Origin of the sequence: Shewanella cutis, from assembly GCF_022410515.1 — a bacterium.
Lineage (GTDB): Bacteria > Pseudomonadota > Gammaproteobacteria > Enterobacterales > Shewanellaceae > Shewanella > Shewanella cutis.
Genome location: NZ_JACSDI010000013.1, coordinates 61239 through 77349, shown reverse-complemented (window position 1 = coordinate 77349; position 16111 = coordinate 61239). Strand labels below are relative to the sequence as shown.

The window sequence follows — 16111 nt, the reverse complement described above, 5'->3', positions numbered from 1 at the left end:
AAAAATCCGGTTGCAATAAGCTGGCAAATATCCCGTATCAGTAAGTATTTGTCGCTGATTTTTAAGTCATTCTTGAGTATGCCTACATCGCCTGTCCGTTGGCTTGATAACATTTTTTGCCAAGCCAGTTACGGGCTATAGCTGGCTCAACATCAAGTTAACTTGCTAGTAGGTCTTTAAGTGCGGGTTCGAGTTGCTCGAAACGGAAGGTAAATCCTGCATCGAGTGCATGTTTGGGGAGCACAAATTGGCCTTCAGTCAGCAGATCCGCCATTTCCCCCATTGCAAGTCGTAAGACTGGTGCTGGTGCTGTCATAAAGGCCGGACGATTTAATACCTTACCAAGGGTCTTAGAAAACTCGGCATTACTGACAGGATAGGGGGCTGTGGCATTAAATATCCCATGGCATTCTTGATGACAAAGCAGAAACTCGATCAGGGCCACCATATCGTGGATGTGTATCCAACTCATCCCTTGACGGCCATGACCTATTGGCCCGCCAAGACCGAGTTTAAAGGGCGGGAGCATTTTTGCCAGTGCACCGCCATGCCCAAGCACAATACCTGTACGTAGAATACAGACGCGGGTTTTGCTCGTCGCTTTAAGGGCTAGTCGTTCCCATTCTTTACAAATGTCATGGCTGAATTCAGAGTGGGGAACGGCGTGCTCATCAATGGGAATGGCGCCTTGACGGCCATAAAAGCCGATGGCAGAGCCACTTATCATCACTTGCGGTGGATTGTTGCTTTGCAAAATAAGTTGGCTAAGTCTTGCAGTGATATTCCAGCGACTATCGCATATGCGCTGTTTTTGCTGTGCACTCCAACGTTTTGCGACTATCGGTTCACCAGCAAGATTGATCACAGCATCGATATGATTTAAATCATCAATCTCATCTAAGGAGCTCAAATATTGGTGCTGCGGGCCTAATAACTGCCGACTGCTGCCTGGGTGGCGAGTTAACAATAACAGTTCATGCTGGTTGGCTAAATGGGCCACTAACTGTTGACCGATAAATCCACTTGCTCCTGTTATTAATATCTTCATCGTCAACTCCTTAGCTGAGGTGGTTTTCTTTGATTTCAAACCTTATAAGCAAAATACGATAACGGGCAAGTAGGGATCACTTTATTGGTTTTTTTGGTAACACAGTTCCATTGAGACTGAATCGGCAAAGCGCAGGGCGTGGGGTTTGTCGATTTCGACACTGGCAAATTCTACCCAAGGATGCTCGCTGGCAATAGCTAAGGTTTGGCTAGTGAGATTTTCAAGCAGTGAGAAGCGATTGTTTTCAATTAGCTCGATGATTTTTTTTGTGATAGTACGGTAATTAAGCGCATCATCAACATTATCGCTGTTGCGGGCCTTGGCGGCGCAGTAATGGATGACGATATTGATTATCACGTCCTGCCGATTTTGGATCTCATCGTCTTTTATGCCAATAAAAGTGCGCAGCCTTAAATTTTTAATGCGTATAATCGCGGTTTCTGGTTTCATAATGAAAATCTATTATCTAATACTTAGGTAATTGAGTTTGAGACTTTTCTTGGGCTAGCCTATCAACTTTATCTAAGATCAAGAAGGATTTTTACTCCATGACACGATCAAATACGCCGACTGCCGCCTACAAAGGTTTTGCAGTCATGGCATTTGTGGTGATTATTTTGGCAGGAATAAAGGCCGCAAGCCCGATTGTTGTTCCCTTTGTCTTATCCTGTTTTATTGCGGTGATATGTAATCCGGCCATTGACTTGATGACTAAATATCGTGTGCCTAAATGGCTCGCGGTGATCCTATTGATGTGTTTTATCGTGTTGATGGGATTATGGCTTGCTTCCTTGGTGGGCAGTTCAATTAACGAGTTTTCTAAGCAGTTACCCCAATACCGAGATCAGCTAGTCGAACAATTTTCTTGGATACTACATAAGCTACAGGCGCTCAATATTCAAATCTCCAAGGAGCAAGTATTAGCCTATTTTGATCCCGGCATGGCGCTGTCCATGACCACCAATATGCTGTCGGGTGTAGGCAATGTGATGGCGAACTTATTCCTGATCATTTTGACCATTGTCTTTATGTTATTTGAGGCGCCGTCTATACCGAAAAAATTGCACTTGGCATTGGATGATCCTGATATGCGCCTGCAACAGATTGACCGTTTCTTGCAATCTGTGAATCAATATATGGTGATCAAAACCCTAGTCAGTTTAGCGACGGGTTTAATTGTTGGTGTAGGACTGGCCTTTATCGGCGTGGATTATGCGCTACTTTGGGCGGTGATTGCTTTTTTATTCAACTACATTCCTAATATCGGGTCGATTATTGCCGCTATTCCCGCCGTATTGTTAGCCTTTATTCAGTTAGGCCCTGCGGCCGCTGGTGGGACGACGGCGCTATACATAGCCGCTAACATGGTAATGGGTAATGTGGTTGAGCCTAAATTTATGGGTCGAGGATTAGGTCTTTCTACCTTAGTGGTCTTTTTATCGTTAATCTTTTGGGGATGGTTACTGGGTTCCGTCGGTATGTTACTGTCTGTTCCCTTAACTATGGTGGTCAAAATCGCCCTCGAATCTAGTAAAAGTGGTAGTTGGTTAGCGATATTATTATCCGATGATGTGGATGATAAACTGGTCGTTCAATCTTCAAGTACACTTGACTCGACGAATAAGGTCGATACACATTCAACTGATAATAAGTAGTAGATAATGCAGGGTTTTATTGATGCACTGGCGACGATAGAGGTCGGTGAAGATGCGGTTCGATTATTCCATGGCCGCGGTGGACATTACGCTGGTTGCGAACATCTTTGTCTAGATTGGTTCGGGCCAGTATTGTTATTGACTAGCTTCATTCCGCTTGTTGAGACCGAGTTGGCCGATTGCCAACAAGCAATTACGGCGCGTTGGCAAGCCTTACAGCCAAATCGACCGCTAAATTTGGTCTATCAATACCGCAGTGGTGGTGAAACCTTTAGCCAATTACTGACGGGCGAAGTGCCTGAGCCGCATATCGTGACAGAAAACAGTGCCAAGTTTCAGGTGCATTTATTGCGTGGTCAAAACCATGGTTTGTTTCTCGATATGGCCAATGGTCGTGAATGGGTCAGAGGAAATGCACGGCATAAGAAAATACTAAATCTATTTGCTTATACCTGTGGTTTTTCGGTTGCCGCACTACAGGGCGGCGCTGATGAAGTGGTGAATATGGATATGAGTAAAGGAGCGTTAGCGATAGGTAAGCAGAATCATCTGCTTAATGATTTTACGGCTGGCGCGAGGTTTTTAGGGCACGATATTTTTAAATCGTGGGGCAAATTACGTAAATTAGGCCCCTATGACATCGTAGTTGCCGATCCACCGAGTAATCAAAAGGGCAGTTTTGTGGCAACTAAGGATTACGTTCGTCTGATCAGGCATTTACCCGAGTTGCTGGCCGAGAATGCCGAAGTATTGCTCTGTTTAAATGCGCCTGAACTCGATACTCAATTTTTGCGTCAGCAGGTTGAGGAGGCGGCTCCTGCGCTTGAATACCTCGAACGTTTACCTAACCCTGCAGCCTTTGCAGATGTCTCGCAGGAGAAATCATTAAAGGTACTGCGCTATCGTTTAAAAGCATAAGCCCTGTTGTCATCAGGCCAAATTCCTGGCCTGATGAGCTTTATGATCTTCATACCGACTTCCTTTTCGCCCCGTTAATGGCTACCAGTTTGCACTCGTCTTCCTAGACGCTTTATTTATCAAGCACAATTCATTAGCCGATTTTGCTATACAAACTGAAAGTCTTTCACTTGCCTGTACAGTATTTGGCTTACCTAAGGGGTAAGTGTCAATCTTTACCTCTTAAATATAAACAAAACTGAAAGTTTTCTGTAATTATTGGTTTTGCTTTGGTATACTCGCCGCCACGGAAATTCCCTTTCCTCATGGGCAAAATGTCTGCATAGAACGACATGCCTTTGCGACCTTACAAAATCGAGCAGGAGTTGTTATGGAAGTTCATGAATACGAAAACGCTTACTACCAAGTAAAAGATGACGTGATGACGTCTTTACCTGAGCAGAGCGAAGAAGAAGCGATCTAAGTGCTGTCAGCGTATTGCTGACAGACTCATTCTGAGTCGGAAGTAACAAATACAAGCAGAAAAATAGCAACCTTTGGGTTGCTATTTTTTTATTTGCTCTCGAATATCAAACTGATTAAATTGAATTAATCCGTTAACCATTGACCTTACGTTTTTCAGGCAAGATCTCAACAATAATCCATTTGTTCGCTATTTTATGAAGGCGAATGGTTCTGTCATCAATCCAAGGTTGTCCACCCTTTAAGCCCTTCATCTTGACCACAACGATAACGTCCTTGGTGAACTTGCGGAAAAAGTCGATATCAATATCATCAATTTCCATTTCGACATTCGTCATTGAAAGACTGAGCATATTACGCTGCACTGCGGCGGCGATATGATAGTGGCTTAAGACTTCTTGGAGCGGCTCATTGACAAACTGCTTGGCTTTTTCGACATTGCGGTCAACATAAATGGCGCTAAAAAAGCCCAGGCTGACTTCTTCGGGAGTCAACACGGGTTGTTCAGTGTTAGCAGGTTCGCCACAACCAAACAAAAACAGTAATGAAATAAAAAATAAGGTTCTCATGGCTTTTAGTTATCGGAATTTGACATGAGTATCTCGATTTTAGCGGCCATGTTCAAGTTTTGTAATAGTGGTAAGGACTGGCGAAAATGGCTTGACTTAAATCTAGTTACTGTGGCATATCTTAAAGGATTAACCGTTAAGGTTATCCACAGAATCTGTGGAAAAGTATGTTGAAGACTAGATGGATACTTTTTAAGTGTTTGATATTTAGCTTCTTTATTTTCTGGTTAAAAAGTGACACCTTTCTGTGAAGCACTAATTCTCGCATTTACTTGTGGATATTTTACTAAAATTACCCAGTCTATTCACAGCATTTAATTTCCATAAACAGCATTTTATTAGGTTAAGGCATTAATTTAAGCGTTTAATGCTGTCCGTTTTGTGACCATTTTCCCCAGGGAATAAAAAAGCACTGAACATGTCAGTGCTTTTCGGCTGGGCTTGCGTGTTGTTAGTTTAATCTACGATTTCTTAGCATCGTTTTGTGACGCTTGGATTGCCGTGAGGGCGATAGTGTAGACAATGTCATCCACTAACGCGCCACGGGATAAGTCGTTCACAGGTTTACGCATGCCTTGCAACATAGGGCCAATACTAATCAAATCAGCACTACGTTGAACAGCCTTGTAAGTCGTGTTACCCGTGTTGAGATCAGGGAAAACAAACACTGTGGCTTGACCCGCTACAGGGCTGTTAGGCGCTTTAGAACGTGCCACGTTAGGCATCACTGCGGCGTCGTATTGCAGTGGGCCGTCGATAACAAGATCGGGACGTTTTTCTTTGGCGATACGGGTGGCTTCACGCACTTTATCGACATCAGAGCCTGTACCTGAATTACCTGTTGAGTAACTGATCATTGCCACTCTTGGTTCGATACCAAAGGCTTTCGCTGATTCCGCTGATTGAATGGCGATATCGGCAAGTTGTTCGGCATTGGGGTCTGGATTAATGGCACAGTCACCGTACACCAGTACTTGATCCGGCATCAACATAAAGAAGATGGAAGAAACAAGGCTCGAACCTGGGGCGGTTTTGATCAGTTGTAGCGGTGGACGGATGGTGTTGGCTGTGGTGTTAACCGCGCCAGAAACAATGCCATCGACTTCGTCTTGTGCCAGCATCATAGTGCCTAGCACCATGTTGTCTTCTAACTGCTCTTTGGCAACGACTTCGGTTAAGCCCTTGCTGCGGCGTAGATCCAGCATTGGCTCTACATAGCGATCGCGTACTTCATCTGGATCGATAATGACGACGCCTTCACCCAGTACGACGTCTTGCTGAGCCGCTATACGCAGAATTTCATCTTTTTTACCTAAGAGCACGCAACGCGCGATACCTCGTTCTGCACAAATGGCTGCGGCTTTGATGGTACGTGGCTCATCACCCTCTGGCAGTACCACGGTTTTGTGGGCAGCCCGCGCAAGTTCGGTCAGCTTGTAACGGAATGCTGGTGGAGACAGGCGATGTTCACGTGGTGAATTTTTTGTGACGCTCTCAACCCAGGTTTGGTCAATATGGCTGGCGACATATTCCTGTACTAAATCGATACGTACCGCATCATCGACTGGCACTTCATGGTCGAAGCGTTGGATATTTAAGGAGGTCTGCCAAGTGTTGGTATCAATCAGGAAAACCGGTAAACCCGTCTCAAAAGCTTGCTCACACAGTTTAAGAATTTCAGGCTCAGGCTCGTAACTGCCAGTAAGCAGCAGGGCACCAATCTTCACGCCATTCATCGCGGCAAGACACGCTGACACAATCACATCGGATCGATCGCCAGAAGTCACCAGTAAAGAGTCTGTCTTAATATGGTTGACCATATTAGGTAAGCTGCGAGCACAGAAGGTCACTTTACGCAAACGGCGAATATTCATCTCTCCGGCGTTAAGAATCCGCGCGCGTAAGTGTTTAGCTAAATCAGAGGCGCGTGGAGCGACTAAGTCTAGGTTGTAAGGTACGCTACCTAGAATACGCAGCGGGCTCTTACCCGGCAGTTGGAACATGATAGAGGCATCAGAACGTTGTACACCTTGATGATCAAACACTTCTGATAAGTCTGGGCGGGCGCGGCCCTCATCATCAACCGGCGCACCAATCTTGTTGATCACGGCACCAATCAAACGTTTATTATTCTTGCCACCCCAAGAGTTGTAGGCGATTTCGAGGCGGTTCATTAGCCCTGTTGGGGTATCGCTGCCTGGCGTGGCAATAAAAATGACATCGGCATCCATGGCTTTAGCGATAGCGTAGTTAACGTCATCGGCGAAGGGATGGTTACGTGTTGGCACTAAACCTTCAACGATAAGAGTTTCGGTGTTACTGGCGCATTCTGCGGCGCGCGCAATGATTTGCTCCATCAGCACATCGGTTTGATCGGCGCGGATCAATGCTTCGGCATGGGCCATATCGAAGGGCTCTAACGGATTAACCGTTGGCGATTTGCTTAAAATCGTGGTTGAGCGTTCAGGGCCGTTGTCATTCGGACGAAGTTGTGAAATAGGCTTGAAGAATTGGACTTTCACTCCGTGGCGCTCTAAGGCGCGCACCATACCAAGGCTTAAGGAGGTCAGGCCGACTCCTGTACCTATGGGGATTAACATAATATTTCGAGACATAAAAACCTCTAAGTTCGATGGTTTTTGGCAGAGTAGTCTCTGCGGATTTGCTTGTGTTTGTTTAGTTGTAGGTCACTAATAATAAAGCCGTTTGACGACGCAAACGGCTTAATGAGTCTTATTATTTACTAATGAGTTTAATCGAATCTTCAGCGATAACCCATTCTTCATTCGTTGGGATGACCATCGCGACAGTGCTGTTGTCTGCGGTAATAATGCCTTTTTTACCGAAGCGGGCCGCTTTGTTGCGCTCGCTATCAACATGGAAATTGAAGATTTGCAGCATGTTGAGCACTTTTTCACGGATGATATCGGAGTTTTCGCCAATACCGCCAGTAAAGACCACCGCATCTAAACGACCGAGTGGCACAGTATAAGAAGCAATGTATTTCGCCAGACGGTAGCAGAAAATCTCCAGTGCTAAGGTCGCGCCCTTGTGGCCATCGGCATAACCTTCTTCGATGCCGCGACAATCGTTAGTCAGTTCAGAAATCCCCAGTAGACCACTTTGTTTGTTCATCAGGTTGTTGACTTCTTCAAGCGTGTAACCGAGTTGGTGTACTAAGTGGTAGATGATCGATGGGTCGATATCACCACAGCGTGTGCCCATGACTAAGCCTTCTAGCGGGGTTAGCCCCATTGAAGTGTCAACACTCTTACCGCCTTTAACCGCAGTCACAGAGGCACCGTTGCCTAAATGCGCACAGATCACATTGGTTTCAGCCAAGGGTTTGTTCAGCACTTTTGCAGCTTCGCGGCTGACAAACAGGTGGCTAGTACCGTGCATACCATAACGGCGGATACCATGTTCGCGGTATAGTTTGTAAGGCAGGGCATAGATAAAGGATCTTTCCGGCATACTTTGGTGGAATGCGGTATCAAACACGGCGACTTGTGGCAGTTTAGGGAAAGAAGCCATTGCCGCGCGAATACCGATAAGGTGTGCAGGATTATGCAGTGGCGCCAGGGATGAGCACTCTTCAATGCCTTTAATCACGTGCTCGTCGATAATCACTGAACGAGTGAATTTTTCACCACCGTGTACGATACGGTGTCCAACGGCCTGAATTTGCGCCGCTAATTCAGGTTGACCTGCGAGTATTTTATTGACGATAAATTCAACGGCTTCACGGTGAGCGGTGAACGCACCTAAAGAGGACTCATGCTTTTCGCCGTTGATTTTCCATTTGATGCGTGAGTCTTCTAAGCCAAAACACTCGGCTAGGCCAGAGATCTGATCGTCACCTGTTTGCGCGTCAATGACGGCAAATTTGAGTGAAGAACTACCGCAATTGAGTACTAAAACCAGTTTATTAGACATGTTTAAACCTTTTGCCATTGTGTTTAAGTTAATGATTCGAATTCATGGAAACACTGGAGTATTTGCCATCACAGTCTTGGGGCGCTGTGCCAGATTGTGCTATGGTAAAAGCAGTGTTCCTCTGTTGTAGGTGTCTAAAATTGAGCATCAATATTCTCAAAACCTTAGGTGATGGTCGTCGTTATATGAAGACGTGGCCTATGGTTAGACAACTGGGTTTGTATTTTCCTGAGTATCGGGTGGTACGCGCCACTCAGCTTGCCATTCTGGTGATGCCAGTACTGGCGGTATTGGCGAGTGTGAGCCAGCTCTATACCTATGGCTGGGACTTTTTACCTCAAGCACTCACGATTGCATTGTTTTTTATTAGCCTGCCGTTGCAGGGCTTGTTATGGTTAGGTTGGCGTGCTCGCCATCCATTACCGTTATCGCTCTTCGACTGGAGTAATCAGTTGAGTGCGAAATTGACTGCCATGGGCGTTCATTGCCAATCCTTGGGCGCTAAGGCATGTTACCTTGATATGGCGCAGATCTTAAAAATAGCCTTTGAGCGCTTAGATGCCAGTTATTGGGAGGAGCTTTAAGATCTCCCTTGGCCTCTTAGTACACCGCATTAATGCCTTGAGAGCTAAATACGGCTTTAATTTTTTCCATGGTTTCGCGGCTGGGAGGCGCGACACCGTCGAGTTGATAGCTTTCTCCCATCGCTTCCCACTTGTGTTTACCAAGCTCGTGGTAGGGCAGGAGTTCTACTTTTTCAATATTCTTCATGGGTTTGATAAATTCGGCCAGTTGTAATGCCGAGGCTTCATCATCGGTAAATCCACCCACGACCACATAACGTATCCAAGTTGGCTGATTGCGTTTGGCGAGGTACTCGGCAAATTGCAGCGTTCTGTGGTTGCTAACCTTGGTCAGTTCAATGTGTTTATCGTCATTCATCTGTTTAATATCGAGCAGAACGAGATCAGTATGATCAAGTAGCTCATCAATCACAGGCGTATACTTACGCACAAAGCCATTGGTATCTAAACAGGTATGAATGCCTTCTTTTTTACAGGCCTTAAACAGTTCGGCGACAAACTCAGCTTGTAAAATGGCTTCACCACCGCTGGCAGTAACACCGCCATTGCTGGCATCAAGGAAGGGGCGATAGCTAATAATTTGGCTCATTAACTCATCAACTTGCACTTCCTTACCGCCATCGAGATCCCAGGTATCACGGTTGTGGCAATACTGACAGCGCATTAAACAGCCCTGCATAAAGGTGATAAACCGTATGCCTGGACCATCCACTGTGCCAAAGGATTCCACTGAGTGGATCCGACCGGTAACTGCCATTGTGACTCCTGTTGAAATAAGTGAGGCTGTAGCACATTGTACTACAGCCTTACCTAATTTAGCTTACAGACCTTTTGTGAATGTACGCGTGATCACATCTTGCTGCTGTTCTGGAGTCAGTGAGTTGAAGCGCACTGCATAACCAGAAACACGGATGGTCAGTTGTGGATACTTGTCTGGATTGACTACCGCATCCTCAAGCATTTCACGGTTCATCACGTTGACGTTCAAGTGTTGACCGCCTTCGTGTCCTTCGTTATGGGCAAAATATCCGTCCATCAGTGCCGCTAAGTTAGTGCGACGACCATCTTCATCTTTACCTAATGCATTTGGCACGATGGAGAAGGTGTAAGAGATACCGTCCTGTGCGTGGGCGAAAGGCAGTTTAGCCACTGAGGTTAACGAGGCGATTGCACCTTTTTCATCACGGCCATGCATTGGGTTTGCACCCGGTGCAAATGGTGCACCTGAACGGCGACCATCAGGCGTGTTACCGGTTTTCTTACCATAAACCACGTTTGAAGTGATGGTGAGAATTGACTGAGTTGGAATCGCGTTGCGGTACATTTTACGGTCGCGAATTTTCGCCATAAAACGTTCAACTAAGTCACAGGCGATATCGTCAACGCGTGGGTCGTTGTTACCAAATTTTGGATAGTCACCAGTGATCTCAAAGTCAACAGCGATGCCGTTTTCGTCACGTACAGGTTTAACTTGAGCATACTTGATAGCAGACAGTGAGTCGGCTGCGATTGAAAGTCCAGCAATACCGCAAGCCATAGTACGACGAACGTCTCTGTCGTGCAGCGCCATTAGCGAAGCTTCATAGGAGTACTTGTCGTGCATGTAGTGAATGGCGTTTAGGGCTGTGACGTATTGAGTCGCTAACCAATCCATTAAACCGTCTAAGCGATTCATCACATCATCAAAGTTCAGTACTTCGTCAGTGATTGGGTCCGCTTTGGGTGCGATTTGGATCTTCAGTTTTTCGTCCACACCGCCGTTAATCGCGTACAACATGGTTTTGGCAAGGTTGGCACGGGCACCAAAAAATTGCATATGCTTGCCCACAACCATTGGGCTCACGCAGCAAGCGATCGCATAATCGTCGGATTGAAAATCTGGACGCATTAAGTCGTCGTTTTCGTACTGGATTGAGCTGGTGTCGATAGACACTTTTGCGCAGTACTTTTTAAAGCCTACTGGCAATTTTTCAGACCAAAGTACCGTGATGTTTGGCTCAGGGCTAGGGCCCATGGTGTATAGCGTGTTCAAGAAACGGAAGCTTGATTTGGTCACCAGTGTACGGCCATCTAAGCCCATACCGCCGATAGACTCCGTTGCCCAAATTGGATCGCCTGAGAATAACTCATCGTATTCTGGAGTACGTAGGAAACGCACCATACGCAGTTTCATCACGAAATGGTCAATCATTTCTTGAGCTTGTTGCTCAGTGATGACGCCGTTTTTCAGATCGCGTTCGATATAGATATCAAGGAATGAAGAAGTACGGCCTAAAGACATTGCGGCGCCGTTTTGGCTCTTCACTGCGGCTAAGTAGCCGAAGTAAGTCCACTGGATTGCTTCTTTAGCATTGGTTGCTGGGCGAGAAATATCGAAACCGTATTTAGCGGCCATTTTCTTCATTTGGCCCAATGCACGGTGCTGCTCAGCAATTTCTTCACGTAGTTGGATAACGTTAGACAAATCTTCACCCGCTTCGAACTGCGCTTGCAGTGAGCTGAATTGAGCGAATTTATCCTTCATTAAGAAGTCGATACCGTAAAGTGCAACACGGCGATAGTCACCAATGATACGGCCACGGCCATAGGCATCGGGTAAACCGGTTAATACACCGGATTTACGGCAGGCCATGATTTCTGGGGTATAGACGTCGAATACGCCTTGGTTGTGGGTTTTACGCAGTTCTGAATAAATGTATTTAACATCTTCATCCAGCACGCGATCATAGGCGGCGCATGAGCTTTCCACCATACGAATACCACCGTTAGGCAACATAGCGCGTTTGAGCGGCGCATCAGTTTGTAAACCAACGATAGTTTCTAAATCTTTATTGATATAACCCGCGTCGTGGGAAGTGATGGTTGAAACCATCTTAGTATCGAAATCAACTGGCGCGTGGGTACGGTTTTCTTGCTTGATGCCTTCCATCACTTTATCCCACAACTGGGTTGTGGCGTCGGTGGCACCGGCTAGGAATGACTCGTCACCTTCATAGGGAGCGTAGTTTTGTTGAATAAAGTCACGTACATTGACTTCAGATTTCCAATCACCAGGGGTAAAACCTTCCCATGCGTTGGCAAACAGTTCAGTTTTGTCGGTCATCGTACTAATACCTTTTGGTTGAGATAAAGGTCATTGGCGCTCATGGGGCAAACCATGTTGAGTATAGGCCAATCGCTAATTCCTGATTAAAGCTCCCTTCAATATGACGCCCTATGATGGGAACTGGAACTTGGGGATATACATCACGCCAAGTGTCTGTCTATTGATACCCGATAAGATGACAACTATTCGTTTAACGTGGATTATCGGTTATCGATAACTCTTTTATAAATTGGTAAGACCAATTATCCATGAGCATATTAACATAGCTCTTACTGTCTCGCATCTTAAACGGGCGAGTTTGTGCCCAGTTGATCTTAAATTTGCTAGCGAGGTAGCATTTTTTTAGCACAATAAGGATTAAAGCACGCTTTTGTTGCTGATATTCGGGCAGCAACATGATGCGCTATTAACTAGACTTTCGCGCTTTTAACTCAGGAAAGCTATCATCGTATCGAATGATTTTCATCGTTCCTTTTGTTTCAGCTCAACATGCAACGCTTGTCTTTATTACAGAGGCGTTATTTACAGTGTAGCAAGTGGTAACAGTCGATCCATGAGGGAGTATGTTTTCCTTATGCGTTAAATAGTTTTAGGAAGGAGTTAGGCAATAAACGCTTTAGCTGTAGTCAAAAAACTTTCATATAAAAAAGCTGATATTTAGCGGTATACCGAGGTAAAACTAAGTTAAATCTGTTTCATCTTTTGGTAAAACTGGCATGGAACGACGATATTTTAACAGGCTTTACCTTGCTAAAAATTGGTATGACCAATTAACCTGTTGTGTTTGCAGCTTCAAAAGTTTTACATTTTCCCTGTGAATAGCATCACGCTTTAGTTAACTCTGCATCACGGCTAGTAAGCTTTATATGTTACAAAGCGTGACTTTAGTGAGTCATCATTTAAGCAAATCATAATGTATGTACATTAGTTAGTGCGTCATAATGGATGTTTTGGTTGGTTTGATTTGCGCTTTGGCGCTGTAGCAGGAGAGACCTATGTTGCAAATTCGCGTTCGTTTATCTGGTTTAGGAGTTTAGTTATGAAAGACTCACACTCTAACGCCTCACAGGCGTCGGCGAATGGCCATGAGTCAGTGCAGGTTTCTTCACACTTTAGCTGTTATCATCAAGCTGAAATTTATGGCAAAAGTAAAGTCGTTAAAGCACCTTGGCAATCCTTTGGTCTAGCGGTGTTTGCAGGCGCCTTTATTGCCTTAGCTTTTGTGTTTTACCTGACGGTAACGACCGGCGCGGGTGATAGCGCATGGGGTTTAGTACGTCTTGTGGGCGGGATAGCCTTTAGCTTAGGGTTAATTTTAGTGGTGATTTGCGGCGGAGAGTTGTTTACCAGCTCAGTCTTAAGCAGCGTAGCTTGGGCGCAAAAACAAGTGACCACCAGTGAGTTGCTCAAATGCTGGACGCGAGTTTATCTGGGTAACTTTGTTGGCGCTATGTTGATGGTGGGCTTAATTATGGCTGCGGGGTTATACGAACTCGATGGTGGTAATTGGGGCTTAAATGCATTGAAAGTGGCTCAGCATAAACTGCACCATACTTGGATACAGGCATTTAGCTTAGGTATTTTATGTAACATGCTGGTTTGCCTTGGTATTTGGATGACCTTTGCTAGTCGAGAATCGCTAACCAAAGCGATTTTATTGATCCTACCTGTGGCCATGTTTGTCAGTAGTGGCTTTGAACACAGTATTGCAAACCTGTTTATGGTGCCGTTTGGGATCACCATTCAGTCGGTTGCTAGTCCGGAATTTTTTGCCTCCTTGGGTGTTACCCAAGAACAATTTGCCGATTTAACGGTAAAAAACTTTGTATTCAATAACTTAATTCCGGTGACTTTAGGGAATATTGTCGGCGGCGGGGTGATCGTCGGGCTTGGTTATTGGTGGATTGAGCAGGGGCAAATTGCTTTACCCGATCCGCAAAAATCCCATCACCCCCATTTTTTTGCGTCACCATTGCATACTGAAAAGGTGAAAAAAAGCCAAGAGAGTAAATAGCGACTGCTCATCTCACGTTAACAGCCTCGTGTTTCTTCAATGCCCAGTTTCACTGGGCATTGTTGTTTTATTTTTGCGGGAAGCATTTTGCGTATTTAAGCAAGAAAATGAAGTTATTATGTACTGGTTTACAGTGCTTTAGTTTATAGTGCGGCCATTTTATGTTGGATAAAAAATGGCGCATCTATGACAACTCTACCTTCAACCTCTCAGCCAACAGAGGCCGCTCAGGCTGCTAACGCACCTTCAATACCTCCCATTGCTTCTTCACAATTTCAAATGCCTGATACTTTAGTGATCATCTTTTTTGTGGCATTGCTTGCGGGATTAATGACTTACGTTATTCCTATTGGTTCGTTTCAAACACAAGAAGTTCATTATCTTGCTGACGGTGTCGATAAAGTGCGCACTGTAGTTGATCCCAATTCCTTTAGTTATCAACTCGATGAATCGGGTGAGCCGAAACTACAACCTGTTGCTCTATTCAAAGGTGAGGGCGGTGTTGGTTTTTTTAACTTTGCATTTGAAGGTTTAAGCTCAGGCTCTAAATGGGGCAGTGCGATCGGCGTGATCATGTTTATGCTGGTGATTGGTGGCTCTTTTGGCGTGGTAATGGCCACAGGGACTATCGATAACGGCATTTTAAAGTTAATCGATAAAACCCGCGGCAATGAAAAGTTATTCATTCCGGTGATCTTCACGCTGTTTTCCTTAGGCGGCGCGGTGTTTGGTATGGGGGAAGAGGCAATTGCTTTTGCCATCATAATTTGCCCATTAATGATCCGTTTGGGTTATGACGGCATTACCACTGTGATGGTGACCTATGTAGCGACCCAAATTGGTTTTGCCAGTTCCTGGATGAACCCCTTCAGTGTGGCGATAGCACAGGGCATTGCAGGGATTCCAGTACTTTCTGGTAGTGAGTTTCGCTTTCCTATGTGGCTTGGATTCACCTTGCTGGGGATAGTCTTTACCATGCGTTACGCCCATCGTATTCAGCAGCAACCCAGGTTGTCCCATAGTTATCAGTCCGATGCTTATTTTCGAGAGCATCACGCCAATACGAGACTAGAAAGTCGCTTTAATCTTGGCGATTTACTGGTTTTAGTGTTACTAGTGCTGACTATGGTGTGGGTAATTTGGGGGGTAGTAGTCAATGCGTGGTTTATTCCTGAAATCGCCAGTCAGTTTTTTACCATGGGTATAGTGGCGGGCTTAATTGGCTGCGTATTTAAACTCAATGGATTGACCCTTAACAAGGTGGCCATTAGCTTTAAAGAAGGCGCTAAAACTATGTTGGAACCCGCGCTGTTAGTAGGGTGTGCCTCGGGGATTTTACTTTTACTTGGTGGTGGTTCGCCCACAGAGCCAAGTGTATTGAATACAATTCTTGATCGTGCAGGTGGTCTAATTGGCCATTTGCCTGATGCCTTATCCGCCTGGTTTATGTTGTTATTTCAATCAGTGTTTAATTTTTTTGTGACCTCAGGTTCTGGGCAGGCAGCACTGACTATGCCGCTGATGGCACCATTGTCGGACATCGTTGGTGTGTCACGGCAAGTGGCTGTACTCGCTTTTCAATTAGGTGACGGGCTGACCAATATTATTGTGCCTACTTCAGCCTCTTTGATGGCAACTCTCGGGGTATGCCGTGTTGACTGGGGCAACTGGTTGAAATTTGTTTGGCGTTTTATGTTGCTGCTGATGTTGGTATCAAGTGTTTTAGTGGTAGGGGCACATTATTTAGGGTTTAACTAGAGCGCAGCTAAAATCTGGGAATGACACTGTTGAGATTTAATTGGACATAAAAAAACGGCAT

12 protein-coding genes are annotated in these 16111 nt (G+C 45.3%); 5 read left to right on the top strand and 7 right to left on the bottom strand.

All coding sequences use genetic code 11. From position 1 onward, the window contains the following. Nucleotides 1–157: 157 nt before the first annotated feature. Entirely contained in the window at nucleotides 158–1048 is an 891-nt protein-coding gene (locus H9J30_RS15810) for a TIGR01777 family oxidoreductase (protein WP_240131856.1), read from the bottom strand. Between the two features lie 81 nt (nucleotides 1049–1129). Continuing rightward, complete coding sequence (gene folX, locus H9J30_RS15805) at nucleotides 1130–1498, bottom strand: dihydroneopterin triphosphate 2'-epimerase (protein WP_240131855.1); 369 nt, start codon at nucleotides 1496–1498, stop codon at nucleotides 1130–1132. A 98-nt stretch (nucleotides 1499–1596) separates the two neighbouring features. Here folX and H9J30_RS15800 point away from each other — a divergent pair, with 98 nt between their 5' ends. Next, nucleotides 1597–2703 (top strand): AI-2E family transporter, encoded by a 1107-nt coding sequence (locus H9J30_RS15800; protein WP_240131854.1) that lies wholly within the window; start codon nucleotides 1597–1599, stop codon nucleotides 2701–2703. A 6-nt stretch (nucleotides 2704–2709) separates the two neighbouring features. Then, nucleotides 2710–3621: a class I SAM-dependent methyltransferase gene (locus H9J30_RS15795; protein WP_240131853.1), complete on the top strand. Its 912-nt coding sequence runs from the start codon at nucleotides 2710–2712 to the stop codon at nucleotides 3619–3621. 596 nt (nucleotides 3622–4217) lie between these two features. Here the strand turns inward: H9J30_RS15795 and H9J30_RS15790 are convergent. From H9J30_RS15790 to ackA, 3 genes are all read right to left on the bottom strand, one after another. After that, nucleotides 4218–4652, bottom strand: a complete 435-nt coding sequence (locus H9J30_RS15790; protein ID WP_240131852.1) for a hypothetical protein — start codon at nucleotides 4650–4652, stop codon at nucleotides 4218–4220. 461 nt (nucleotides 4653–5113) lie between these two features. Next, a complete protein-coding gene (pta, locus tag H9J30_RS15785; RefSeq protein WP_240131851.1) occupies nucleotides 5114–7267 on the bottom strand; it encodes a phosphate acetyltransferase in 2154 nt (717 codons plus the stop codon). A gap of 121 nt (nucleotides 7268–7388) precedes the next feature. Further along, nucleotides 7389–8588 (bottom strand): acetate kinase, encoded by a 1200-nt coding sequence (ackA, locus tag H9J30_RS15780; protein ID WP_240131850.1) that lies wholly within the window; start codon nucleotides 8586–8588, stop codon nucleotides 7389–7391. 140 nt (nucleotides 8589–8728) lie between these two features. Between ackA and yfbV the strand changes: the two genes are divergently transcribed. Further along, nucleotides 8729–9172, top strand: coding sequence for a terminus macrodomain insulation protein YfbV (yfbV, locus tag H9J30_RS15775; protein WP_240131849.1), 444 nt, complete (start codon nucleotides 8729–8731; stop codon nucleotides 9170–9172). Between the two features lie 16 nt (nucleotides 9173–9188). Here yfbV and pflA read toward each other — a convergent pair whose 3' ends face one another. Both pflA and pflB read right to left on the bottom strand, forming a co-directional pair. Next, complete coding sequence (gene pflA, locus H9J30_RS15770; RefSeq protein WP_240131848.1) at nucleotides 9189–9929, bottom strand: pyruvate formate lyase 1-activating protein; 741 nt, start codon at nucleotides 9927–9929, stop codon at nucleotides 9189–9191. 63 nt (nucleotides 9930–9992) lie between these two features. Next, a complete protein-coding gene (gene pflB / locus H9J30_RS15765; protein WP_240131847.1) occupies nucleotides 9993–12275 on the bottom strand; it encodes a formate C-acetyltransferase in 2283 nt (760 codons plus the stop codon). A 1042-nt stretch (nucleotides 12276–13317) separates the two neighbouring features. Here pflB and focA point away from each other — a divergent pair. Continuing rightward, nucleotides 13318–14292, top strand: coding sequence for a formate transporter FocA (gene focA, locus H9J30_RS15760; RefSeq protein ID WP_240131846.1), 975 nt, complete (start codon nucleotides 13318–13320; stop codon nucleotides 14290–14292). Between the two features lie 186 nt (nucleotides 14293–14478). Beyond that, on the top strand, nucleotides 14479–16050 hold the full coding sequence (gene yfcC, locus H9J30_RS15755; RefSeq protein ID WP_240131845.1) for a putative basic amino acid antiporter YfcC: 1572 nt from the start codon (nucleotides 14479–14481) through the stop codon (nucleotides 16048–16050). Nucleotides 16051–16111 lie beyond the last annotated feature (61 nt).

Excerpts from the sequence above, each read along its gene's own strand:
- H9J30_RS15810 (WP_240131856.1), bottom strand. The coding sequence starts at position 1,048 with ATGAAGATATTAATAACAGGAGCAAGTGGATTTATCGGTCAACAGTTA.
- folX (WP_240131855.1), bottom strand. The coding sequence starts at position 1,498 with ATGAAACCAGAAACCGCGATTATACGCATTAAAAATTTAAGGCTGCGC.
- H9J30_RS15800 (WP_240131854.1), top strand. The coding sequence starts at position 1,597 with ATGACACGATCAAATACGCCGACTGCCGCCTACAAAGGTTTTGCAGTC.
- H9J30_RS15795 (WP_240131853.1), top strand. The coding sequence starts at position 2,710 with ATGCAGGGTTTTATTGATGCACTGGCGACGATAGAGGTCGGTGAAGAT.
- H9J30_RS15790 (WP_240131852.1), bottom strand. The coding sequence starts at position 4,652 with ATGAGAACCTTATTTTTTATTTCATTACTGTTTTTGTTTGGTTGTGGC.
- pta (WP_240131851.1), bottom strand. The coding sequence starts at position 7,267 with ATGTCTCGAAATATTATGTTAATCCCCATAGGTACAGGAGTCGGCCTG.
- ackA (WP_240131850.1), bottom strand. The coding sequence starts at position 8,588 with ATGTCTAATAAACTGGTTTTAGTACTCAATTGCGGTAGTTCTTCACTC.
- pflA (WP_240131848.1), bottom strand. The coding sequence starts at position 9,929 with ATGGCAGTTACCGGTCGGATCCACTCAGTGGAATCCTTTGGCACAGTG.
- pflB (WP_240131847.1), bottom strand. The coding sequence starts at position 12,275 with ATGACCGACAAAACTGAACTGTTTGCCAACGCATGGGAAGGTTTTACC.
- focA (WP_240131846.1), top strand. The coding sequence starts at position 13,318 with ATGAAAGACTCACACTCTAACGCCTCACAGGCGTCGGCGAATGGCCAT.
- yfcC (WP_240131845.1), top strand. The coding sequence starts at position 14,479 with ATGACAACTCTACCTTCAACCTCTCAGCCAACAGAGGCCGCTCAGGCT.